Here is a 22,147-nt window from a genome sequence, read left to right on the forward strand (position 1 = left end):
GCCCGGTGCTTCACCGGCGCCATGGATCGGGACAAGAGGGGCGAAGCCGTTTGCTGGGTTTGGACGATGGCCGTGTTTTCCTGGTGGGACATGATCCCGCCTGGGCTTCGCTCTATGCCTGCGAGGAGCGGCTCATCCGCTCCGCGATGCAGCGCCTGCTGGTGGACGTCCAGCACTTCGGAAGCACCTCGATCCCGGGCATCCGCGCAAAGCCGATCCTGGATCTGATGGTCGGGGTCCGCTGCCTTTCCATCGTCGACCGGTACAGGTCCCTGCTCGGTGGCATCGGCTACGAATACCAGGCCGACAGGCAGGTTCCGGGCGGAGCGTTCTTCGCCAAGGGGACGCCACGCACGCATCACCTGCATGTCGTGGAATGGAATGGCTGGAAATGGCGCCAGAACCTCGCCTTCCGCGACCGCCTCCGCAACGCACCCTGCCTCGCACGCTCGTACGAGGCGGAGAAGATGGCGCTGGCAAGCCGTTACCCGGGGGATCGCGTCTCCTATACGTCGGCGAAGGCCGATTTCATCAGGCGGAGCATAGACGCCTCCTCGCTTTGAGACGAACGGCAGAACGTACCGGCCTGCGGGCGCGCGAAGCTCCGGCGTCGCGCTCCATGGCTGGCCACGGTTGAGAGGCTCCGCCCCATCCCCCCGAGGCCATGCGTCCCGCCACCGCCCGGGTCGGGGCACGACCTCCACGAACGCTCCCTTGCTTTCCGAACCCGCCCCAGGCTATAGGAATAAAATCAACAGACGTCCCATAACCCGCGACCGCCTCCAGCAGCGCGTTCCGGGTTGATCCCCGACCAGCCCAACATCGCCGACAGCAAACGCCCGATGTCGTGCCTGACTGGATGCCTTTCGCCTCCCCCGCCATGGCGTCACCGCACCCGGAACCTGCGTCTCGGCGGCACTCGCCCACCACGCGGGCGGATAAAGGTCTAAAATCCTAAAATGCTAAAAAACCGGAAACGACGCGCCTGACGAGGGCCCTGGCCCGTGAAGGGGGAGAAGCGGACGGCGCGGGACCATGAAATGCCCGAGGGTCCATGCATCCTGCCATTCGCATGATGTCCTCCGGGCCGCATGGTCCGCTCAGGCGCAGGCCGAAAGGCCCAGCACGGGCAGGCCGGTCCAGAGCGTGGCCGCCAGCGCGGCCCCCGTGGCTGCCAGGGAAGCCAGGCCCAGGAAATGCCAGGGTTCGCCGGGCAACGGCCTGCCGGAGCCGAAGGCAACGGACCGCCAGCACCACTGGAGCAGCACCGTGAGCACGAGCAGATGCGCCGTCAGGATCAGCAGCAGCACGCCCCGCAGCAGGCTGAAGGGGCCGAGCGAAGCCTCTTCCCAGCCCCAGGCGCAGCCCAGCGACACACCACCGTAGAGCGCGAGAAAGGCGGAACCCCAGACCGCGAAGCCGCCCAGCAGGAGCAGGCCGGAACGGCGCCCGGACTCGCTCACGCGCTGCCTCCCGCTGCTGGCAGGCCCCCCCAGCACAGCGCCAGAGCCGCGAGCAAGGCGATCGCTCCGGTAATGGCGGTGTAGTCGTGCCACAGGCGGCCGATCCGCAGATCCAGGCTACGCCGTGGCGAGAGGTAGCCCGCATGGCCGCGATACAGGCCGAAGCCGGCAAAGAGCAGGCCCAGCGCCGCGTGCAACGCGGCATAGGCCAGCAAGGCAACACCCAGCGCCCCCACGGCATGGGCCGCCGGGTCCGGCACCAGGCAAAGCAGCCACACCAGCGCGGCCAGCGCCACCCCATGGCCCAGCAGGGCCAGCAGCAGCCCGGCGCTCCGCCCTGCCGTCCGGCCACGGACATTGGCGGCGACGGCCCATCGCCCGCCCAGGGCTGCCAAAGCCAGCCCCGGCAGGACGAGGCCGGCCGGCAGCCACCCTCCCGGCGGTCCGCCCACGGAAGGCAGGGGCGGGGGTGGCCAGTTCGGGGCGACCACGTAGAGGAAGGCAGCCCCGAAGAGCAGCGAGGCGAAGAGCGTCGCATCCGCCACCAGGGTGAAGCGCATCGCCCAGAGCGAGGGCGCCGAGGCGCTCTCCACATGCGGGGGCAGCATCAGCCCGTGCCCGGCGGGAATGGGGCCGCTGTCCCGCCGCCCGGCCGGGTCCGGCGTCCAGCACAGCAGCAGGGCCAAGGCCGCCAGCAGCCCCAGCGGTGCCAGCCAGTAGAGGCCGAGCAGCAGCGCCACGAAGACCACGCCGGTGGCCAGGGCGGACCAGAGCGGCAGGAAGCTCGGCTGAGGGAGCACCACGATCTGCTCGGGCTTTCCGGTGGCGATCTCCACCGCCAGCGTCTCCTGGTGGCCGTTCCGGGCGAAAGGAAGATAGCCCTCCCCCGCCGCCAGCCTGCGACCCAGATCCGGATCGTCCCGCAGGGGAGCGCGGCCCGCCACCTCCGGCAGGGAGGCGAAGGCGTAGCTGGCAGCGGGGACGGGCATGGCCCATTCCAGCGTTTCGGCCTCCCAGGGATTGCGGCGGAAGCGCCGCCCGAAGCGGGACTGCAGCACCATGTCCAGCAGGAACAGCGCGAAGCCCATGGTGAGGATGAAGCCGCCAAGGGAGGAGATCAGGTTCAGTCCCTCCCAGCCGATCCCGGCCTCGTAACTGTGGATGCGCCGGGGCATGCCGCGCAGCCCCGTCAGGTGCATCAGGAAGAAGGTCAGGTTGAAGCCGAGGAAGATCAGCCAGAAGGCCGCAACACCCAGGCGCTGCACCGGCATCCGCCCGGTGACATGCGGCAGCCAGTAATAGGCGGCCGCGAGCATGGGAAAGATGAAGCCGCCCACCAGCACGTAGTGCAGATGCGCCACCACGAACTGCGTATCATGCGCCTGCCAGTCGAAGGGCACGACGGCCAGCATCACGCCGGTCAGCCCGCCGCAGGTGAAGACGAAGAAGAAGCCCAGGATGTAGAGCATCGGCAGGGTCAGGCGCGGCCGCCCGCTTGCCAGCGTGCCGGTCCAGGCGAAGATCTGCACCGCCGTCGGCACCGCGACCAGCGTGCTGGCGGCGGAGAAGAAGGCCTGCGCCAGATGCGGGATGCCCACGGTGAACATGTGGTGCACCCAGAGGCCGAAGGAGAGGAAGCCCACCGCCACCACGGCCACCACGATCCAGGTGTAGCCGAGCAGTTCGCGCCGCGCGAAGACCGGCAGCATGGTGGAGATGGCGCCGGCGGCGGGCAGGAAGATGATATAGACCTCGGGATGGCCGAAGAGCCAGAACAGGTGCTGCCAGAGCAGCGGATCGCCGCCGCGCGCGGGGTCGAAGAAGGGCAGGCCGATGGCGCGCTCCGCCTCCAGCAGCAGCGAGCCCAGGATCAGCGGCGGGAAGCCCACCAGCATCATCCCCGCCGTCACCAGCAGGTACCAGGCATAGATCGGCATCCTGTCGAGCGACATGCCGGGCGCGCGCAGCTTCAGGATGGTGACGGTGATCTCCACCGCGGCCGAGACGGCGGAAATCTCGACAAAGGTGATGCCGAGCAGCCAGACATCGGCGTTGATGCCGGGCGTGTAGGGCCTGGAGGAAAGCGGCGTGTAGAGGAACCAGCCGGTATCGGGCGCCACGCCGGCCAACAGGGCCACGATCAGGATCGAGCCGCCGAAGAGGTAGCACCAGTAGCCATAGGCGCCGAGGCGCGGGAAGGCCATGTCGCGCGCGCCGAGGATCTTCGGCAGGAGATAGATCGCCAGCCCCTCGAACATCGGGATGGCGAAGAGGAACATCATCACCGTGCCGTGCATGGTGAAGACCTGATTGTACACATCCGGCCCCAGGAAGGCCGAGCGCGGCGTGGCGAGCTGCGCGCGGATCAACATCGCCAGCAGGCCGCCGATCGTGAAGAAGACGAAGGCGGTGACGATGAAGCGCTTTCCGATCACCGTGTGGTTCACCGCCGAGAGCGCACCCCAGCCCTTCGGTGTGGCCCAGATGCGCTCCAGCTCCTTGTGCAGCCGGATCGGCGACGGGCGGTTGCGTTCCGGTGGATGCTCCCTGGCGGTCACGGTGCGTGCCCTCCCTGGGTCTGCCCGTCCAGCCTCCGCCCCTCCGGCGAACGCCCGACTGGCACGGAGCCCACCGCGCCCCGCTCTCCGTCGTCCCGCTCCTGCGCCCCGCGCGGCGCGGCCGGCAGCGGCAGGCGGCTGGCGAGGCGGGCCAGCACGGCCTCGTATTCCTCCGCCGGATGCGCCTGGACCGCGAAGCGCATCTCCGCATGGAAGGTGCCGCAGAACTCGGCGCAGAGGCCGTCATAGAGGCCCGGCTCCGCCGCCTTCAGGCGCAGGATGTTGGTATGGCCGGGGATGGCGTCCAGCTTGCCGCCCAGCCGCGGCACCCAGAAACTGTGGATCACGTCTCCCCCGATCACATGGACATCCACCGGCCGCCCGGCGGGGATATGCAGCAGGCCGGTGGTTTCCATCCCCTCCGCCTCCGGGTAGGTGAAGCGCCAGATCCATTGCTGCGGGCGCGCCTCCACCCGCAGGATGCCGGGCGTGCCCGGATGCGCCAGCAGCCTTTCCCCGCTCGCCAGGGCGAAGACCAGCAGCGCCGCCAGCACCAGGCCGGGCATCACGAGCCCACCCCAGAACAGCCAGAGCCGCTCGCCGGTGCCCGAGGCGATGCCGGGCCGCAGGAAGGCCAGCAGCAGCAGCACCATCACCAACAGGAAGAGGAGCGCAGAGCCGCCCAGCATCACCCACCACAGCCGCGCCACCGAGGCCGCCGCGGGCCCTGCGGGGTCGAGGGTGGAGAAGGGCCCGCCGCATCCCCCGAGCACCGCGAGAAGCGGCAGGGGAAGCGTGCGGCGAAACCCGCCTGCCGCCGCGGACTTCTGCCGTGAGGCAGAAGGAGCAGCGGCATGGCGGAGGGCACCGAGACCAACCCGATCATCGAGAACCTGTCGGAGGAGGATGTTTCCTCCGCCGTGGCGGTGGCCGGCCACCCCCTGCATGCCATGGCGGTGCATTTCCCCATCGCCCTGGTCTTCGCCACGCTGGGCTGCGACCTGCTCTACTGGTGGTCGGCCGATCCGTTCTGGCTGCGCGCCGGCCTCTGGGCCTGCGGCGGTGCCTTCGTCAGCGGCGTGCTCGCGGCGGCGATCGGCACGGCGGAACTCCTGCTGGTGCCCGGCATCCGGGGCCGGGCGGCGAGCTGGATGCACGCGATCGTGGCCATGGCACTGATCGCCATGATCGGCATGAACTGGGGCCTCCGGCTGGTGGATGCGGCGGCGGTCCTGCCGCTCGGCCTGCTGCTGTCCGTGCTCTGCGCGGCCTTCACCGGCGTCGCGGGCTATCATGGCGGCAAGCTGATCCTGGATCATGGGATCGCCCTCATGGTGTCGCCACGCGGCTGAAGGGGCGGGGGCAGCCCGCCCAGGAGGTTCCCCACCAGGTCCCGCAGCCCGCCCGGGCGGTGCAGCACCTCGGGCAGGGCATCGAGGCCAGCCCCCGGCTTGTCCAGCACCAGCCAGAGGATGCCCAGGACCGTCAGCAGGGTCAGCCCCGCCAGCCCGGCATTCGTGCCGCGCCACAACAGGCGCGGATTGTCGAAGAGATGCAGCACCACATAGCCGTTCACCAGGTGCAGCAGGGCCAGCACCCCGACCGCCAGCAGCTTCGCGGCGAACCAGAGTGTGAAGGTCTCGCGCAGGAAGATCAGCGCCGTGCCGGAGCCGATGGCCAGGAAGGCCGCGGGCGAGACCAGGGTGACGAAGAGGAAACGGGTGAAGGCCTGCAACTCGAAGAGCGGCCTCCCCTCCGCCACCTGCGGCCGTCGGGCATAGAGCATCGGCAGGCTCAGCAGGCCGGCGCACCAGATGCTCAGCGTGGCGATGTGCAGGAACTTCAGCCAGAGGATCATGCCGCGCGGCGATCCTCGGTGCCGAGCAGGCCCGCCAGCCGGAACAGCGCCACCGCCAGATAGGGCAGGCTGGCGGGCACCCACATGATCAGGCCGGCGAGCTGCTGGTCCTCCAGCGGCGAAAGGCCGAAGGGCGCGGTGGTCGCCAGGTGCGGCGCGTAGAGCGCCTGCCCAGCGAAGGTCAGCAGCGCCCCGAGCAGCCCCATCTGCATGGTGGTGAAGAGCAGGGCCGCCAGGGCCGGCCCCGCCGGCCGCTCCGGCGAGAGCACCGCATGCCAGAGCATCAGGGCGGGGAACAGCAGCGAAAGCTCCATGAGCCAGTACAGGGCATCGCTGCCGAGGGCCGCCGCATAGGGGGCCGGGGCATGCCAGAACCAGAGCAGCACGGCCTGCGCCCCCGCCAGGGCGGGCAGGAGGGCGCGGCCGCCACCGCCCCGGCCCGGGGGAAGACCCGCGGCCAGCAGCGGCGCGGCCACCGCGACGAGCAGCATGTGGTGCGCCACCCGGGCCAAGAAGAGCGCCGAGCTCAGCGCGCAGAGCGGGGAGACGAAGGCGGCGAGGAGGGCCAGCCAGCCGGCCAGGGCGAAGTGCGCCTGCCGGCCCCGCCCTTCCCGCGCCAGCCACCAGCCATGGGCCAGGGCCGCAAGCGCCAGAACCGAGAGCAGGACCGGATCAAGGTTCCAGCGGCCCCAGAGCTTCTCCGGCAGTGGAGCGCTGCCGCAATAAGGGATCGTCGGGTCCATGGCCGCCTGCCTTCTTCGCGATGCGGAGACCGGCCCCGCATCGCCCTGGATGTTCTGTCCGTGTTCCGGCGGCGCTTCCCGGCCCCGGCGGAACATTCTCCGGGGCTATCGCGCGAGGGGATCGGTTGGCTGCATGGAGGGCGGCGGGTTTTCCGGATTCAGGCCTCCGGGGGGGGCACGCCGCCAGGGGCTTGCGCTTCAGGCGCAGGAAGTCGATGGCATGGCGCGTGCGGCCGTCCCCGGTGGCGAGGTCGGCCAGGATCTCGCCCACCACGGAACAGAACTTGTACCCGTGGCCGGAACAGGGCGAGGCCAGCACCACCTGCTCCTGGCCCGGCAAGTGGTCGAGGATGAAGTGCTCGTCCAGCGTGTTGGTGAAGAGGCAGGAGCGCAGGGCCATGGTCGGGCCGTTGCCCTCGGGGAAATAGCGCCCGGCGAAGTCGCGCAGCAGCGCTTCGTCGCGCGCATCCGGCTCGCGCCGCAGCGCCTCGGGCGCTCCCTGCTCCTCCAGATGGTGATAGCGCCCGAACTTGAAGCCCGGCACCTCGTAGATGGGAAAGCCGTAGAAGCGGCCTTCCGGGACGTCGAGGTTGAAGACCGGGAAGCAGGAGCGGTCGAAGAGCTCCGGCCGGCGTGGTTGCAGCCAGGCCAGCACCTGCCGCTCCGGCACGGCCAGCCGCGAGAGTTCCGGCACGAGCTGCCCCATCCAGGGCCCGGCGGCCAGGACCAGCCGCTCCGCCTCGTAGCGCCCCTGTTCCGTCTCCACCACCACGCCGCCCGAGGGCGCCACCCGCCACTCGCGGACCGCCTCGCGGGCGCGGATCTCCGCGCCCAGGGCCTGTGCCGCCCGCACATGCGCGATGATGGCGCGCTCGCTGGCGATCAGCCCGCCCTGGGGCTGGAACACCGCCCGCGTGCCGCCCGGCAGGCGATAGGCGGGGAAGCGCTCCCAGATCTGCGCGGCGTCGAGAACCTCGTGCGGCAGATCATGCTGCAGGGCCGAGGCCAGCGCGCCCTGGAACAGGCCGCCCTCCTCCGGCCCGGCGTCGATGGAGCCGGTGGTGACCAGGAGCTCCTCGCCGCTGGCATCCTCGATCTCCCGCCACAGCTCATAGGCCCGGCACAGCAGCGGCACATAGGCCGGGTCCTCGTAATAGGGCAGGCGGATGATGCGGCTGATGCCATGGGAGGACCCCATGGCATGGGGGATGTCATAGCGTTCCAGTCCCAGCACCCGCTGGCCGCGCCGGGCGAGCTGCCAGGCGGCGGCGCTGCCCATGCCGCCGATCCCCACCACGATCACGTCGTAACGCATGCCCCGGCCTTCCCTGCTCCCTTCCCGATCCGGGGGGACCGGGCGCGTCACATCATGATGCCCGGGCGCCCGGTGGGTGGCCAGTGGCGGCGCCACCGCCGGACCGTGCCGGTCTGGCCGAGACGCTCCACGCCCAGCGCCCGGATCCGGTGTCCATGGACGGCCCCCAGCCAGGCCAGCGTGGCGGGGTGCCCGTCCAGCACCGTGACCAGCCCGCAATGCGCGGGCAGCCTGCCCAGCAGGGCCTCGGCTGGCCGGCCTCGCGCAGGCGCTGCGCCGGGCCAGCGGCGTGTCGCCCTTGGCGGTCTCGTGCATCAGCAGGCCGAAGCCCTGCTGCGTGGGCATCTGCGGCTGCATCGGCACGGGCAGCGCCACGGGCACGGACGCCGCCGTGATCCGCGCCTCCGCACCCGGGCCACCGTGCCGCAGCGGCATTGAATTCCGCCTTGGCGAGCCTCAGAGGCGGAGGATGCCCTCTCCGTCCGATGTGCGGACCGGCGTTCCTGGGCCGACCCTTTGCAGCTTCATCTCCGTGAAGGCGGGGCGGTGACTGCCTTCCGTCCTCAGGCTCAGCACCGTCTCGCCGCCTTCCTTGCGGCGGAAGACATGCAGCCGCAGCCCGGACTCGCGCCAAGCCATGGTGTCGCCGTCATCCTCGTAGAGGAGGGCCTCGCCCTCCCCTTCGCCGAAGACGAGGAGGCTGCGCTCACTATCGCTGGCCGGATCGACGCGGTCGAGCTGGCCGGTGACCGGCACCATGGCACCCGCGCGGACGAAGACCGGCAGATGGCCCAGTGGCGCCTCCACCATGATCTCCTCGCCGCCAGGAAAGGCCTCGCCGGTGCGGAAGTCGTGCCAGCCGCCGGGATGCTGCGGCAGGTAGATGCGGCGCGACACCGCGCCTTCCTCCAGCACCGGGGCGACGAGCAGGTCGCGGCCGAGCAGGAAGACGTCGTCCTGGCCCTTGCAGCGCGGGTCGCCGGGGAAGTCGTAGAAGGTCGGCCGCACCACCGGCTCGTTCTCCGCCGCCGCGCGCCACATCTGCGTGTAGAGATAGGGCATCAGGCGGTAGCGGAGCGCCATGGCCTCCCGCACCTGCGGCAGCACCTCCGGATGCATCCAGGGCAGGTTGACAATGCCGTCATTGTTCCAGGAATTCATCACGAAGCGCGGCCAGAGCGAGCAGAACTCGACGAAGCGGCAGAACAGCTCGGGCCCCGGGCTCGGCCCGTGGAAACCGCCCACGTCGTGACCGGTGTTGTACATCCCGGACAAGCTCATGGTGATGCCCTGCGCGAGATTGAAGCGCAGCGTCTTCCAGGCCGTCTCGTTGTCGCCCGTCCAGCTCTGGCCATAGCGCGCGATGCCGGCGCAGCCGCCGCGCGTGACGGCATAGATGCGCTTGTCCGGCGTGCGCGCCTGCTGCGTCTCGTGCGACAGCTTGGTCATCAGCAGGGCCTGGGCCGGCCGCGCCAGGGACTGGCGGTAGGGCCGTCCGTCACCATTGACGAGAGCGTCCTCGTCCCAGATCTCGTATTCGTTGTTGTCGTTCCAGACGGTGGTGACGCCGTAGTCGAGCAGCGCCGTCTCCAGCCCGTTGCGCCACCAGGCGCGGCCCTGGGGATGGGTGAAGTCGAGATGGTAGCCGAGCCCGTCCCAGAATTGCGCCACGGCGGGCTGCCCGGTGTCGCCGTCCTGCACCAGGAAGCCGCCCTCCAGCGTTTCCGCAAGGCGCGGATGGTCGTCCAGCAGGCAGGGCTTGAGGTTGGTGACCGGCTGCATGCCGGCCTCCTTCAGCCGGCGCATGGTTGCCGCCGGATCGGGAAACTTGCTGCGGTTCCAGTTGAAGGCGTAGCGCTTGCCGTTGATCGAGGTATAGCCCGAGCCGAAATGGAAGCTGGAGCAGGCGATGCCTTCCTGTTGGCAGCGGTCGATATAGTCCTTGATCTGCGCGTCCGCATCGTCGGCATCGGCGATGGCCATGGAGGTGGTGGCGAAGCCCAGCGTCCATTTCGGCGGGAAGGCCTGACCGCCCACCATCCAGGAGAAGCGCCGCACCACGTCCGGCACGCCGGGGCCGGCGAGGACGGTATAGTCGAGATCCCCATCCTGCGCCGCATAGGAACGGAACAGGCCGTGATAGTTGTCGATGGTGCAGCCGAGATCGACCTCGGCCACGGCGAGGTTGTCGTAATAGACCCCATGTGCGCCGCGCGGCCCGTCCACGATGAAGAACGGCACCATCTTGTAGAGCGGGTCGCTCAGCTCCGCATCGAAGCCGCAGGGGTCCACCGCATCGATGCGGAAGCGGCGGCCGGTATGGTCCACCGGCCCGGCCTTGTCGCCCAGCCCGTAATGGCTCTCGCCCTCGTGCCGCAGCATGAAGTGCTGCAGGGCGCCGGTGCGGGGGGAGACGGCATAGGCCTGGGTCGGCCGGTCCGCCAGGAAGGGCTCGGACTCGCCGGGGCGGTGCCAGGCGATGCCGAAGGGCTCCAGGGTGACATGGGCGGTCAGCCCGCCCTCGGTGGAAAGGGTCACGCCGCCCTCGCCTTCCCGCACCGTGACGGCTGGGCAGGAGAAGCCGGAAAGATCCTCGCGGGCGCGGCCCTCATAGGGCGGCTCCAGTCCACCGGGGGCGATCGACCAGCCGCGGTCGAGGCGGTAACCCTGGGCGCCCTTCAGGACGACGCGGCCCATGTCACGCTCCGGCATGGCGATACGGATCCCGGCGGAAAGCCGCCCCAGCCGCTCGGCGACCTCGAAGACCGCCCAGTGCCCGTCCCGGCCGATATAGCGGCCCTTGGTCAAAGCCTTCATGCGAGATGTCCGGTCCCTTGCATGGCCCGCAGCGCGAGGCCTTCGCTGTTGAAGAGGTGGATGGCGTCGCGGCGGGCGCGCAGCCGCACCGTGTCGCCGCGCGCGAGGCCGAGCTGGCCTTCCTGGCGCACGCAGATCTGCGGCAGGCCGGGCGCGGAGGCGTAGAGATAGGTTTCGGAGCCGAGCTGCTCGAGCAGATCGACATGCGCCTCGATATCGCCGCCCTCGCCGGTGGGCTCCAGATGCTCCGGCCGTACGCCGAAGGTCACCGGCTCGCCCTCCCGCAATCCGCCCGGCAGGTCGAGGCGGATCTCCCGCCCTTCCACCGCCAGGGCGCCGCCGCTGCCGGCCCGCGCCACGCGCGCCGGCAGGGCGTTCATCTTCGGTGACCCGATGAACCCCGCCACGAAGAGGTTCGCGGGGTTGTTGTAGAGCTCCAGCGGCGTGCCAATCTGCTCGATCAGCCCGCCGCGCAGCACCACGATGCGGTCGGCCAGGGTCATCGCCTCGACCTGGTCGTGCGTCACGTAGATCATCGTGCCGCCGATCTCCGCATGCAGCGCGGCCAGCTCCTTGCGGGTGGCGACGCGCAGCTCGGCATCGAGGTTCGAGAGCGGCTCGTCGAAAAGGAAGATCTTCGGGTCCCGCACGATGGCGCGGCCGATGGCCACGCGCTGCCGCTGCCCGCCGGACAGGGCGCGCGGCTTGCGATCGAGATAGGGCGCGAGCTGCAGCATCTGCGCCGCACGCTCCACCCGCGCGGTGACCTCGGCCTTCGGCAGGCGCATGTTCTCCAGCGCGAAGCCCATGTTCTGCCGCACGCTCATGTGCGGGTAGAGGGCATAGGACTGGAACACCATGGCCAGGCCGCGGTCGGAGGCCGGCAAGCGCGTGACGTCCTGACCGTCGATCTGCACCTGTCCGTCGGTGACCATCTCCAGCCCCGCGATCAGGCGCAGGAGGGTGGACTTGCCGCAGCCGGAGGGGCCGACGAAGACCATGAACTCGCCGTTGCGGACCTCCAGGTCCACACCGCGGATCACGGAGGTGTCACCGAAGCTCTTGGTGACGTTGCGAAGCCTGAGCTCAGCCATGGACGGATCTCCCGATGCTCATTTCATTCCCGTCGAACCGATCCCGGTCGTGATGAAGCGCTGGAGGAAGACGAAGACGAGCGCGACCGGCAGCAGCGTCACCACCGTCATGGCGAGAAGGTAGTGCCACTGCGTCTGCAGCTCGCCCTGGAAGGCGTTGAGGCCGATCTGGAGCGTGTAGCTCTCGGTCTTGGTCAGCACGGCCAGCGGCCAGAGGAACTCGTTCCAGCGCCACATGACCGAGAAGATGCCGAGCACCGCCAGGGCCGGCGCCGTCAGCGGCATGACGATGCGCCAGTAGATCTGCCACTCGGAGGCCTTGTCCATGCGTGCGGCCTCCACGAGGTCGCGCGGCAGGGTCAGCATGTACTGGCGCAGCAGGAAGACGCCGGTGGGCGTGGCGGCGCCGGGCAGGATCACCGCCCAGAGCGAGTTCACCAGCCCGAGCTTGGTGATGACCAGATAGACCGGCACCAACACGATGGTGATCGGGATCATCAGCGTGCCGATCACCGCCAGGACGGCGAGGCCCTTGCCGCGGAACTCGTAGAGCGAGAGGGCATAGGCGGCCATGGAGTTGATCAGCAGCGTGATCAGCGTCGCCACCACGGTGACGAAGACCGAGTTGCCGAGGAAGCGCATGAAGTCGAACTGCCGCAGCGGCTCGATGTAGTTCGAGATGGCCAGCGAGAAGGCACGAACCGGCTCGCGCCGGTCCACCGGCACGCGGACGGTCTGGCCCGGATCGGCCGGGTCCACCATCTGCGCCTGCAAGCCGACGCGGCGGATTTGTGCCATCTCCTTCACGCTGCCATCCGGCATGGTGACCTTGAAGAGCGGCAGCGGGTTGGGCTGGCCGGGCACCGTCACCTCGACCTGCGAAAGCGGCAGCAGGGTGGGCGGGAATTCCAGCAGCCCGGCCGGGGTCTTGAAGGAGGACAGAAGCAGCCAGAGCACCGGCCCGAACATCAGCAGGGTGCCGATGGCCAGGTAGAGGTAGCTGGCGATGTCGGTCCAGTGCAGCGGCTGCCCGGGATTGCGGCGGCGCGCGAGGAAGCGCAGGGCGCGGGTGGCCACCATGGTCAGTTCCTCCGCCGCCCGGCCACGCCAAGCTGGATCAGGGTCAGGATGAAGAGCACGGCGCCCAGCAGCACCGAGGCGGCGGCGGCGAGGCCGAAGTTCTGCACCTGGTTCGCGAAGGCGGTCTCGTAGATGTACTGCACCACCATCATCGTCGCCGTGCCGGGTCCGCCGCCGGTCAGCACGAAGACCTCGTCGAAGGTCTGCACGCCCTTGATCAGCGCGAGCACGATGACCACGATCATGTTCGGCCAGAGCAGCGGCAGGGTGATGCGCCAGAAGATGCGGTGCGTCGGCGTGCGGTCCATCGCCGCCGCCTCGTAGAGATCGGAGGGGATGGCCTGCAGCCCGGCGAGCAGGATCAGCGTGTAGAAGCCCATATGGGCCCAGACGGAGACGAAGATCGCCCAGAACATCGCCCAGCCGGGTTCGTTCAGGAACAGGATGCGGTCGCCGCCCAGCCCCATGATGATGGCGTTCAGCAGGCCGTCGCGCTGGAGGATCCACTTCCAGATCAGCGCCACCACCACGGGGGAAAGCAGCACGGGAAAGAAGAAGACCGCGCGGAAGAAGCCCCGGGCGCGAATCCTGCGGTTCAGCACCAGCGCGGTGACCAGGGAGGCCAGCACCGTCCCCACGACGTTGAACAGCGTGAAGGTGCCGGTGTTGGCAACGCCCCGCCAGAAGTGGTCCTCCCGGCAGGAGCCAGGGTCGATGAAGGAGCCGCAGTCGAGCAGGTAGGCGTATTGCTGCGTTCCGACATAGGGCCGTTCCGAGGGGAACAGCGCGGCGCCGCCGGTCAGCGAGAACCAGAGGTTGATCGCCAGCGGCAGGAAGACGAAGAGCCCGAAGAAGGCGGCATTGGGCAGGAGGAAGACATAGGGCATCCCCCGCTCGCCGATCAGCTTCTGCACGCCCCGCATCGGTGCGTCGATGAGGCGCAGCGGCAGCGCCGCGGCCCAGCCCAGGGCGCGCAGGGTGCTTCTTTCCCCCGGACGCGGCGCAGCCGGGGCGGTTGCCGTGCCCACGGGGGGCACGGCGGTGTCGACGGAGCTCATTCTGGCGATCCCGGTCCGGGGAGGACTACTTCTTGTCGCGCTCGGCGATCTGCTGCGTCACGTCGTCGGTGATGCGGCGATAGGCTTCGTCCAGCCCGATCTCGCCGGCCACGGCCTGGCCGAGGCGGCTGATGGCGGCGTTGAAGATGATGCGCGAGCCGGAATAGCCCTGGAGGCGGTAGGCCGCCGGGGAGATCTGCTGCACCTCCGCCGTGAAGACCTTCAGCGCCGCCCGCGCCGCCTCGGAGCCGGACTTGTACTCCACGCCCTTGGCCGCGATCCCGACATGGCCGGGCACGAAGAGGGCGCGGCTGTAGAACTCGGCCATCACCTCCTCGCTGGCGAGGTATTCCATGACCTTCGCCACCTCCGCGGGATGCTTGCTGGACCTGAAGGCCATCAGCGCAGCGCCGCCCGGCATGGGGGAGCAGTTGGCCGGGCCACAGGGCGTCGGCACGGCCACCCAGTCGAAGGCATCGCCGATGGTCTTGTCGAACTGGGCAATCTGCCAGGAGCCGGACAGGTACATCACGACCTGCGCGTTCTTGAACTCGTCATTAGCGCCGCGATAGGCAGAGCCCGCCACCGAGCCCCAGATCTCCTTGGACATGATGCCCTTGCGGTGCCAGTCCACGACCAGGGAGGCGGCGCGCTTGAAGCCGTCATCCACGACGGCGGGCTTGCCGGCCTCGTCGATGCCGGTGGCGCCCTGCGACACGGCGAGGCTGAAGAAGCGGTGCCCCGAACGGTCCAGCGCCAGGGGGAAGGGCGCGTCCACCTTGGCCGCCACCGCCTTCACCGCTTCCGCCCACTGCTCCCAGGTCGCCTTGGGCCCGGGCATGGCGATGCCCGCCTGCTCGAACAGCGTCTTGTTGACGAAGGGTCCGGTGACGGTGAGCTGGGTCATGAAGCCAGGGATGGAACTCGTGTCGCCGGGCACCCGCATCCAGGGCAGGAAGGGGCCGTAGCCCGCCTCCCAGGCCGCCGCGTCCTTCAGATAGGGGCGGAGGTCCAGCCCGTAGCGTGCCAGCCCGCCCATGTCGGCGACGCGGGCCATGTCCGGTCCCTGCCCCGAGGCGAGCTGGACCGGCAGGTTCTCGCTGATCGCCTTGAACGGCACCTGGTCCAGGACCACGCGGATGTCGGGGTTCTTTCCCTCGAAGCGGCGGAGCAGGTCGTTCATGACCTCGCCCTCGTTACCATCCGAATACCAGGCCATGCGGAGGGTGGTCTGGGCCATTGCCGGCCCGAAGGCCGTCGTTGCGAGACTCAGCCCGGCCGCGAAAGCGTACGCGAACACCTTCATGAACTTCCTCCCTGGTCCGACCTGCGGGCGCGCTCGGACGGGCGCTTCGTCGGTCGGCCGGTATTTGGCAAACGTTTGCCTATCCTGTCAAAGGGTTTTATGAAAGTCATAAGAGTCCGACTGGAACGGACCCGGAAGCAGCGGAGGCAGGATGCGTGACTGACAGAGAAGGTGGTCCGCCGCCCGACAACCGGCCGGTTTCCCTGGCGATGGTCGCCGCCACCGCCGGGGTCTCGATCTCGACGGTGTCGCGCATCGTCAATGGCGAGACCCGCCGTGCCTCGGCGGAAACCGTGCAGCGGGTGCGCGAGGCGGTGGAGGCCACCGGCTACCGCCCGAACTCCATCGGCCGGACCCTGCGCAGCGGGGAAAGCCGCCTGGTGGCCATGCTGGTGGCGAATCTCGACAACCCCGCCATGGCGACCATCGCGGCCTCCACGGAGGCGGCGCTGCGGACAGCGGGCTACATCATGATCCTCTGCGACACCCATGACCGCGCGGAGCTCCAGGACGAGTATCTGGCGGCCATGCGGGCCCAGCTCGTGCAGGGCTATATCCTCGTGGTGGCGCGGCCGAGCCCCGGGTTGGCGGAGGTGGTGGCGCGCCGGACGCCCATGGTTTTCGTCGGGCGCCGGAACCCCTGCGGCGAAGGGGCCTTCGTGGGGATCGACAATTTCCAGGCCGGATCGCTTGTGGCCGAGCATCTCTGGAATGCCGGAATCCGCGCGCCGGGGGTCCTGTCGCCGCTGGAAGGGTCCTCCGCCACCCGCGAGCGCGTGGAAGGCTTCCGCGCCCGCTATGCTTCCTTCGGCGTCGATCCGGGGGCGATCCCCGAATGGCGGGCGCCCGGCCTGGCGCATGTGGAGGTCGGCTATCGCGCCGCCCAGGCCATCGGACCGCGTTCCGCCTGGCCAGGAGGACTGCTCTGCGTCAGCGACCAAGTGGCCTATGGTGCCTTCCGTGCGGCCCGCGAGGCGCAGCTCCGCATGCCGCAGGACTGCCGGCTGGTGGGGATCGACGGGAGCTCCCTCAATCCCTGGCTGGCGCCGTGGCTCGAATCCGTCCGCGTTCCCTATGAGCGCTTCGGCCCGGTGATCCTGGCGCAGTTGCAGCGGAGCTGGGCCGGGGAGGAGCCGGCGGAGCAGCTCCTCCCGCATGGGCCGGTGGCATGACCGGGGGCCGCGACAGCCCGGGCGGAGAGACTCCGGCCGGGACGCTGTGCCGCGCGCGTCAGTAGGACTTGGGCAGGCCCAGGACCTTCTCGGCGATGAAGCAGAGGATAAGCTGCGGGCTGACCGGGGCGATGCGCGGGATCATGACCTCCCGCAGATAGCGTTCGACATGGTATTCGCGTGCGTAGCCGAAGCCGCCATGTGTCATCACCGCCTGCTGGCAGGCCTTGAAGCCAGCCTCCGCCGCCAGGTACTTCGCGGCATTCGCCTCGGCGGCGCAGGAAAGGCCCTGATCGTAGCGCCAGGCGGCATTCAGGATCATCATCCGCGCCGCCTGCAGTTCCATCCAGTTGGCCGCCAGCGGGTGCTGGATCGCCTGGTTCTGGCCGATGGGGCGGCCGAAGACCACGCGCTCGCTGGCGTAGCGCGTGGCACGTTCCAGCGCGACGAGGCCCAGCCCGGCAGCCTCGGCGGCGATCAGGATGCGCTCCGGGTTCAGCCCGTGCAGGATGTACTCGAACCCCCTGCCCTCATCCCCGATCCGGTCCTCGACGGGAACTTCCAGGTTGTCGAAGAAGACCTCGTTGGAATCGACCGCCTTGCGGCCCATCTTCTCGATCTCGCGGACCTGGACGCGCGCTCGGTCGAGCGTGGTGTAGAAGAGGCTCAGCCCTTCGGTGCGGCGCCACACCTGCTCGACCGGCGTGGTGCGGGCGAGGAGCAACACCTTTTCCGCCACCTGTGCCGTGGAGATCCAGATCTTCTGGCCATTCACGACATAGCGGTCGCCCCGCCGCTCCGCCCGGGTACGGAGCTGTGTCGTGTCCAGTCCGGCGTTGGGTTCGGTCACGGCAAAGCAGGCCCGCTCCCGTCCCTCGATCAGCGGCGGCAGCATGCGGCGCTTCTGTGCCTCATTGCCGAAGACCACCACGGGATTCAGGCCGAAGATGTTCATGTGCACCGCCGAGGCCCCGGTCATCCCGGCGCCCGACTGGGCGATCGTCTGCATCATGATGGCCGCTTCGGTGATGCCCAGGCCGCCGCCGCCATATTCCTCCGGCATGCAGATGCCGAGCCAGCCGTCACGGGCCAGCGCCTGGTGGAAATCCGTAGGGAAGCCGCCTTCACGGTCGCGCTGTAGCCAGTACTCGTCGCCGAAGCCGGCACAGATGCGCGCGACGGCCTCCTGCACGGCTTCCTGCTCCGGGCTCAAGGCGAAATTCATGTCTGGTCTCCTTTGCCTGGCGCGGCAGGCTTCGCTTTCCATGCCGCCCGGCGCGCCGCATCCACGCCCTGGGCTTCCGCCGTGGCGGTGCGGAAGGCGGGGGGCGGGCCGGGCGGGTCCGGCGGCGTGGCCGACCAGCGGCCGAAGGGCGCCGTGGTCCGGAGCCGGGAGCCATCGGGCAACGGCACCTGCCGCCAGAAGCCCGTGGCGCGCAGATGCGGATCCTCCAGCAGGGCCTCGACATCGTTCACTGCGGAGACGGGGATGTCGGCCTCGGAAAGGCTGCGCATCCATTCTCCGGTGTCACGGTGGGACAGGGCTTCCGCCACCAGGCCATAGGCATGATCGATATTCGCCTGCCGCGCCACGTGATCGCGCAGGCGCGGATCGTCCGCGAGTTCCTGCTCCCGCCCCAGTAGGGCGAAGAACCTTCGCCAGTGCGCCTCCGTGTAAAGCAGCACGGCGATCCAGCCGTCCCGCGTGCGGTAGGGGCGGCGGTGCGGCGACATGAGCCGGGGATAGTAGGGCCCGCCTTCCGGCGGATCGAAGCTGAGCCCTCCCAGATGATCGCTGGCGACCAGATCGGCGAAGGTCTCGAACATCGGGACCTCCACCTCCTGCGCCATACCGGTGCGTGCGCGACAGGCAACGGCAGCCACGATGGCGAAGGCGAGATGAGCCCCCACGACCCGGTCGACCAGGGTCATGGGCACATAGGCCGGTGCCCCGCCGGACGCGCGGCCCATCGTCGCCGCCAGGCCGCTGGCGGCCTGGATCAGGTCGTCATAGGCCGGGCGCCCGGAACAGGGGCCGCCCGGCCCGTAGCCATAGGCGCTGGCCACGATCAGCCCGGGATTCACGGGGTCCAGGTCGGCCTTGCGCAGGCCCAGCCGGGCCGCGGCCTCGGGCCGCATGTTGTGCACCAGCACATCCGCCTCCGCGGCGAGTTGGTGCAGGCGCTGCTGGCCCTCGGCTGATTTCAGGTCCAGGACGAGGCCACGCTTGCTGCGGTTCAGGTGGGCGAAGATCGCGCCGCCCTGGCCGGCCCTGCGCATGATGTCGCCTTCCGGCGGCTCCAGCTTCAGCACATCGGCACCGAGGTCCGCGAGCAGGCGGGTGGCATAGGGTCCCATCACGACCGTGCTGGCATCCAGGACGCGGATGCCCGAAAGTGCCGTCATTGCTGGATCACTCCTTCTCGATCCCGGCGGCTTCGATCAGCTGCCGCCATTGGACGAGCTCGGCCTGGACGAACTGCCCCAGTTCCTGCGGCGTGCCGGAGAAGGCCTCGAAGCCGATATCGGCGAAGCGCTTGCGGACCTCGGGCCGCTCGATCGCGCCACGGATGGCGGCGTTGAGAGTCGCGGTTGCTTCTGGCGGCATCCGTGCCGGGCCGAAGACACCGTTCCAGGAGGTGATGTCGAAATCGGGCAGCCCGGCCTCCGCCATGGAGGGCGTGTCCGGCATCAGGGTGGAACGGGTGCGAGTGCTCATCGCCAGGACGCGGAGCTTGCCGGCCTGGATGTTGGAAAGCCCGGCTGCGATATCCACGAACATGCAGGTGACGCGCCCGGCCATCACATCGGTCATCGCCGGCGGCGTGCTGCGGTAGGGGACGTGCAGCATCTCGACACCGCCCATGCGGGCCATCGTCGCGCCTGCCACGATCCCGGTGCTGTTGCCGCTGGCGTAGGTCACCTCGCCCGGCTTGCGGCGCGCCATGGCGAGGAGCTCCTGCAGGCTGCGGGCCGGGACCTGTTCCCCCACCACCAGCATGAAAGGCAGGTTCCCGACCCGTGCCACCGGCGTGAAATCCGCGACCGGATCATAGTCGATGCGCTTCATCAGCGACGGGTTGGCGGAATGCGTGGTGTTGGTTGTCACGAAGAGGGTCGTGCCGTCCGGCGCGGCCCGTGCGGCGGCCTGCGCGGCGATGCTGCCATTGGCCCCCGCGCGATTGTCCACCACCACGGGCACCCCGAGCGGCTTGGCCAGCAGATCGGCCAGGATGCGCGCGACGGCATCGGTGCCGCTGCCGCCGGCAAAGGGCACCAACAGCGTGACCGTATGTGCCGGGCGCCAGGCCTGTGCCCGCGCCCGCGCCAGGGGAAACGCCGCCCCTGCCGCGCCGAGCAGGGTCCGCCGCGCGATCATGCCCGTGCCTCCACGCGACGGGCGACCCTGGCCGGGTCCTCGCCATAAGGCGGCGAATAGATCACCAGTACATGCACCGGGTCCTCGCTGACCACGGTGAAGACATGTTCCTCGCCTGCCGGGAAGAAGCACATCTCGCCAGGGCCGATCTCGCGGCTCTGGCCAGCAATCTCGACGCGCGCCCGGCCGCGCAGGATGTAGCAGGCCTGCTCCATGCCCGGATGCGCATGGGGCTGGGCGCCGCTCCCCTTCTCGATGACCCCGAGAAGCACCTCCATCAATTCCGCGCCGACCGTTTCCGGCGCGATCAGGCGGCGGTTCACGGTGCCGGTGTGGTTGGCGGGGCTGTAGGCACGCACCTCATCGGGCCGCACGAAATAGTTCCGCGGTGGCGTTCCGGACATCTTTCACTCCCTGGGCGCCCCATTCCTGGGGGCGCCTCTGCGCAGGTAGTTCGGAGCCGCAGGGCCGATAAATCAATTGAAAGTTTATGCGCTGGCTATAATGTTTTTCTATGTCCATCACGCTGAAGGGTCTGCGCGCCTTCACCACCGTGTTGCGCTACGGCAGCTTCACCCGCGCCGCGAGCCTTCTGAACATCACGCAGCCAGCCCTGACGGTGCAGATCCGGCAGCTGGAGGACGCAGTGGGCCTGAAGTTGCTCGATCGTATGCCGCATGGTGCCGAACCCACCGCGGCGGGACGGGAGTTCGCCCGGTCGCTGGAACCACTGCTGCAGGAGCTGGAGCACAGCGTCACGAACCTGCAGGACCTTGCTGCACGCCGGCGTGGCGTGGTGCGCGTTGCCGCCCTGCCCTCGGTCGCCGCCGGCCTGCTTCCTGCGGCCATGGCACGGCTGCATGCTACGCATCCCCAACTCAAGATCCGACTGAGGGAGGCGGTAACGCGGCAGGTCTATGAGCGGGTCCGTTCCGATCAGGTGGATATCGGCATTGCCAGCGATCTCGCACCGGGCGAAGCCTTCTCGACCGAACCGCTGTTCCGCGACCAGATCATTGCCTTGCTGCCGCCGCGCCATCCATTGATGCGGCGCCGCAGCATCACGCTGGCGCATCTGGCGGAGGAACCGCTGCTGCTTCTCGAAACGGACAGCAGCATCCGGCAACTGGTGGATGACGCCTTCGCGCGCATCGGCAAGCTGGTCTCGCCGGCGCAGGAGGCCACCTATTCCAGCACCCTGGTCGGCATGGCGCGGGCGGGGCTGGGCATCGCCCTGCTTCCCTCCACCGCGGCGGAGCTGCGTATGGCACCTGAACTCGCCGCACGGCCGCTGGGGCCGCCGGTTGTCGGACGCGCCGTTATCCTGATCTGGCGGGCCGGGCGCTCGCTTTCCCCTGCCGCGCAGGCCTTCGCCGAGGCATTGCGGGAGGAGGCCGGGCAGTTCGGAGGCACTGTCATGCCGAGGAGCCGTCCGGTGCGTCCGGCATGACGTTCCGTCCCGGCGAACAGCGCAGGCGGAGTGCGCCTCGGCCAGCGTAACGCTCCTCCACAGGGCGACCGTGCCGTCGGTCGATCCGGAATCCTGCATCACCGCATCACCTGAAGCCGGTCTGGGATGCCGGACCGGACGCTCAAGGCTGCCTGGGACAGCGCGGCGGCAGTCATCCGGGCTGCCCCGCCTCACCATTCCGACCACCGCCCGTCAGCTGGCAGCACCCTGCGCATCGGGCCACGGTGCCGTGGCCTCGGCGATGATGCTGGCCAGCCAGTCCGCAAAAACCTGGGTCCTGCGGGGAAGGTGTCGCCGGTGGGGAAACAGCAAGGTCATCGGCATCGGTGCGGCGCGATGGTGTGGAAGCACTTCGACCAGTGCGCCGGTCGCAATCTGGTCACGGACATCATAGGCCGGGATCTGGATAAGGCCCAGTCCGGCCAGGCAGCAGGCAATGTAGGCCTCGGCACTGTTGACGGTGACACGTCCCGTGACCGTGCGAAAACATGCCTGCTGATGCTCGATCCACTCGAATGTTTCGACCCGGTCCGTCGATGGTGATGCGTAGAGAACCATGTGGTGGCGATCGAGATCGGCAGGCTCCCTCGGGATGCCGTGGCGCGCCAGATAGGAGGGGCTGGCCACGTTGATCAGTGGCAACTCGCCCAGCGAACGGGCGATCATTCCTGAATCGGCCAGTGGTCCGACGCGCAGCACACAGTCGGCGGCTTCCTCCAGCAGGTTGATCGCACGGTCCGAGACACCGAGCATGACGTCGATGTTGGGATAGTGATCGAGAAACTCGGGCAAGCGCGGGGTGATCCTCCACGACTTCCGTGGACACCCTGAGG

General features: G+C 69.2%; 19 protein-coding genes and 2 pseudogenes. 4 read left to right on the forward strand and 17 right to left on the reverse strand.

The features are described 5' to 3' along the window. Window positions 1-59: 59 nt before the first annotated feature. Window positions 60-563 carry a GrpB family protein gene (locus CTJ15_RS00160; protein ID WP_075822171.1) on the forward strand — a complete coding sequence of 168 codons (504 nt, stop codon included), beginning with the start codon at window positions 60-62 and terminating at the stop codon, window positions 561-563. Window positions 564-1,100: 537 nt separating this feature from the next. Here CTJ15_RS00160 and CTJ15_RS00165 read toward each other — a convergent pair. The 3 genes from CTJ15_RS00165 to coxB are packed head-to-tail and all read right to left on the reverse strand — an operon-like array spanning window position 1,101 to window position 4,794. Beyond that, window positions 1,101-1,463 carry a hypothetical protein gene (locus tag CTJ15_RS00165; RefSeq protein ID WP_019462537.1) on the reverse strand — a complete coding sequence of 121 codons (363 nt, stop codon included), beginning with the start codon at window positions 1,461-1,463 and terminating at the stop codon, window positions 1,101-1,103. After that, entirely contained in the window at window positions 1,460-4,021 is a 2,562-nt protein-coding gene (gene ctaD / locus CTJ15_RS00170) for a cytochrome c oxidase subunit I (protein ID WP_099780823.1), read from the reverse strand. The genes CTJ15_RS00165 and ctaD overlap by 4 nt, the downstream gene beginning before the upstream one ends. Continuing rightward, window positions 4,018-4,794 (reverse strand): cytochrome c oxidase subunit II, encoded by a 777-nt coding sequence (gene coxB, locus CTJ15_RS00175; RefSeq protein WP_075822169.1) that lies wholly within the window; start codon window positions 4,792-4,794, stop codon window positions 4,018-4,020. The genes ctaD and coxB overlap by 4 nt, the downstream gene beginning before the upstream one ends. Before the next feature lie 81 nt (window positions 4,795-4,875). Between coxB and CTJ15_RS00180 the strand changes: the two genes are divergently transcribed. Beyond that, a complete protein-coding gene (locus CTJ15_RS00180) occupies window positions 4,876-5,373 on the forward strand; it encodes a DUF2231 domain-containing protein (RefSeq protein ID WP_099780912.1) in 498 nt (165 codons plus the stop codon). Here the strand turns inward: CTJ15_RS00180 and CTJ15_RS00185 are convergent. From CTJ15_RS00185 to CTJ15_RS00225, 9 genes and pseudogenes are all read right to left on the reverse strand, one after another. Beyond that, window positions 5,337-5,879: a CopD family protein gene (locus CTJ15_RS00185; RefSeq protein WP_075822167.1), complete on the reverse strand. Its 543-nt coding sequence runs from the start codon at window positions 5,877-5,879 to the stop codon at window positions 5,337-5,339. The two genes, CTJ15_RS00180 and CTJ15_RS00185, sit on opposite strands and share 37 nt — an antisense overlap. Beyond that, window positions 5,876-6,622: a cytochrome c oxidase assembly protein gene (locus tag CTJ15_RS00190; protein WP_075822166.1), complete on the reverse strand. Its 747-nt coding sequence runs from the start codon at window positions 6,620-6,622 to the stop codon at window positions 5,876-5,878. Before CTJ15_RS00190 ends, CTJ15_RS00185 begins: the two co-directional genes overlap by 4 nt. Window positions 6,623-6,815: 193 nt before the next feature. Next, window positions 6,816-7,937, reverse strand: a pseudogene (gene solA / locus CTJ15_RS00195) (N-methyl-L-tryptophan oxidase); the annotation flags it as partial. A 47-nt stretch (window positions 7,938-7,984) separates the two neighbouring features. Then, complete coding sequence (locus tag CTJ15_RS00200) at window positions 7,985-8,140, reverse strand: hypothetical protein (protein ID WP_226945882.1); 156 nt, start codon at window positions 8,138-8,140, stop codon at window positions 7,985-7,987. A 253-nt stretch (window positions 8,141-8,393) separates the two neighbouring features. Further along, on the reverse strand, window positions 8,394-10,754 hold the full coding sequence (locus tag CTJ15_RS00205; protein WP_226945883.1) for a TIM-barrel domain-containing protein: 2,361 nt from the start codon (window positions 10,752-10,754) through the stop codon (window positions 8,394-8,396). After that, window positions 10,751-11,848, reverse strand: coding sequence for an ABC transporter ATP-binding protein (locus CTJ15_RS00210; RefSeq protein ID WP_099780824.1), 1,098 nt, complete (start codon window positions 11,846-11,848; stop codon window positions 10,751-10,753). The genes CTJ15_RS00205 and CTJ15_RS00210 overlap by 4 nt, the downstream gene beginning before the upstream one ends. Window positions 11,849-11,866: 18 nt before the next feature. Beyond that, window positions 11,867-12,928, reverse strand: a complete 1,062-nt coding sequence (locus CTJ15_RS00215) for a carbohydrate ABC transporter permease (RefSeq protein WP_075822032.1) — start codon at window positions 12,926-12,928, stop codon at window positions 11,867-11,869. Between the two features lie 2 nt (window positions 12,929-12,930). Continuing rightward, complete coding sequence (locus CTJ15_RS00220; protein ID WP_019462526.1) at window positions 12,931-13,986, reverse strand: carbohydrate ABC transporter permease; 1,056 nt, start codon at window positions 13,984-13,986, stop codon at window positions 12,931-12,933. 25 nt (window positions 13,987-14,011) lie between these two features. After that, window positions 14,012-15,292, reverse strand: a complete 1,281-nt coding sequence (locus CTJ15_RS00225) for an ABC transporter substrate-binding protein (protein WP_099780825.1) — start codon at window positions 15,290-15,292, stop codon at window positions 14,012-14,014. Window positions 15,293-15,447: 155 nt separating this feature from the next. Between CTJ15_RS00225 and CTJ15_RS00230 the strand changes: the two genes are divergently transcribed. Next, a complete protein-coding gene (locus CTJ15_RS00230) occupies window positions 15,448-16,464 on the forward strand; it encodes a LacI family DNA-binding transcriptional regulator (protein WP_226945884.1) in 1,017 nt (338 codons plus the stop codon). Between the two features lie 58 nt (window positions 16,465-16,522). Here CTJ15_RS00230 and CTJ15_RS00235 read toward each other — a convergent pair whose 3' ends face one another. The 4 genes from CTJ15_RS00235 to CTJ15_RS00250 are packed head-to-tail and all read right to left on the reverse strand — an operon-like array spanning window position 16,523 to window position 20,247. Beyond that, window positions 16,523-17,689, reverse strand: coding sequence for an acyl-CoA dehydrogenase family protein (locus tag CTJ15_RS00235; protein ID WP_099780826.1), 1,167 nt, complete (start codon window positions 17,687-17,689; stop codon window positions 16,523-16,525). After that, window positions 17,686-18,870, reverse strand: coding sequence for a CaiB/BaiF CoA-transferase family protein (locus tag CTJ15_RS00240; RefSeq protein ID WP_099780827.1), 1,185 nt, complete (start codon window positions 18,868-18,870; stop codon window positions 17,686-17,688). The genes CTJ15_RS00235 and CTJ15_RS00240 overlap by 4 nt, the downstream gene beginning before the upstream one ends. 7 nt (window positions 18,871-18,877) lie before the next feature. Then, window positions 18,878-19,843: a tripartite tricarboxylate transporter substrate binding protein gene (locus CTJ15_RS00245; RefSeq protein WP_099780828.1), complete on the reverse strand. Its 966-nt coding sequence runs from the start codon at window positions 19,841-19,843 to the stop codon at window positions 18,878-18,880. Then, window positions 19,840-20,247 carry a cupin domain-containing protein gene (locus CTJ15_RS00250; protein ID WP_099780829.1) on the reverse strand — a complete coding sequence of 136 codons (408 nt, stop codon included), beginning with the start codon at window positions 20,245-20,247 and terminating at the stop codon, window positions 19,840-19,842. The genes CTJ15_RS00245 and CTJ15_RS00250 overlap by 4 nt, the downstream gene beginning before the upstream one ends. A gap of 110 nt (window positions 20,248-20,357) precedes the next feature. Here CTJ15_RS00250 and CTJ15_RS00255 point away from each other — a divergent pair, with 110 nt between their 5' ends. Next, window positions 20,358-21,293: a LysR family transcriptional regulator gene (locus CTJ15_RS00255; protein ID WP_019462519.1), complete on the forward strand. Its 936-nt coding sequence runs from the start codon at window positions 20,358-20,360 to the stop codon at window positions 21,291-21,293. A 213-nt stretch (window positions 21,294-21,506) separates the two neighbouring features. On the opposite strand, the pseudogene CTJ15_RS00260 reads toward CTJ15_RS00255, so the two are convergent. Next, a pseudogene (locus CTJ15_RS00260) lies at window positions 21,507-22,118 on the reverse strand (LysR substrate-binding domain-containing protein); the annotation flags it as partial. Window positions 22,119-22,147: the final 29 nt, after the last annotated feature.

It is taken from the genome of Roseomonas sp. FDAARGOS_362, assembly GCF_002754815.1.
Classification (GTDB): domain Bacteria; phylum Pseudomonadota; class Alphaproteobacteria; order Acetobacterales; family Acetobacteraceae; genus Roseomonas; species Roseomonas mucosa.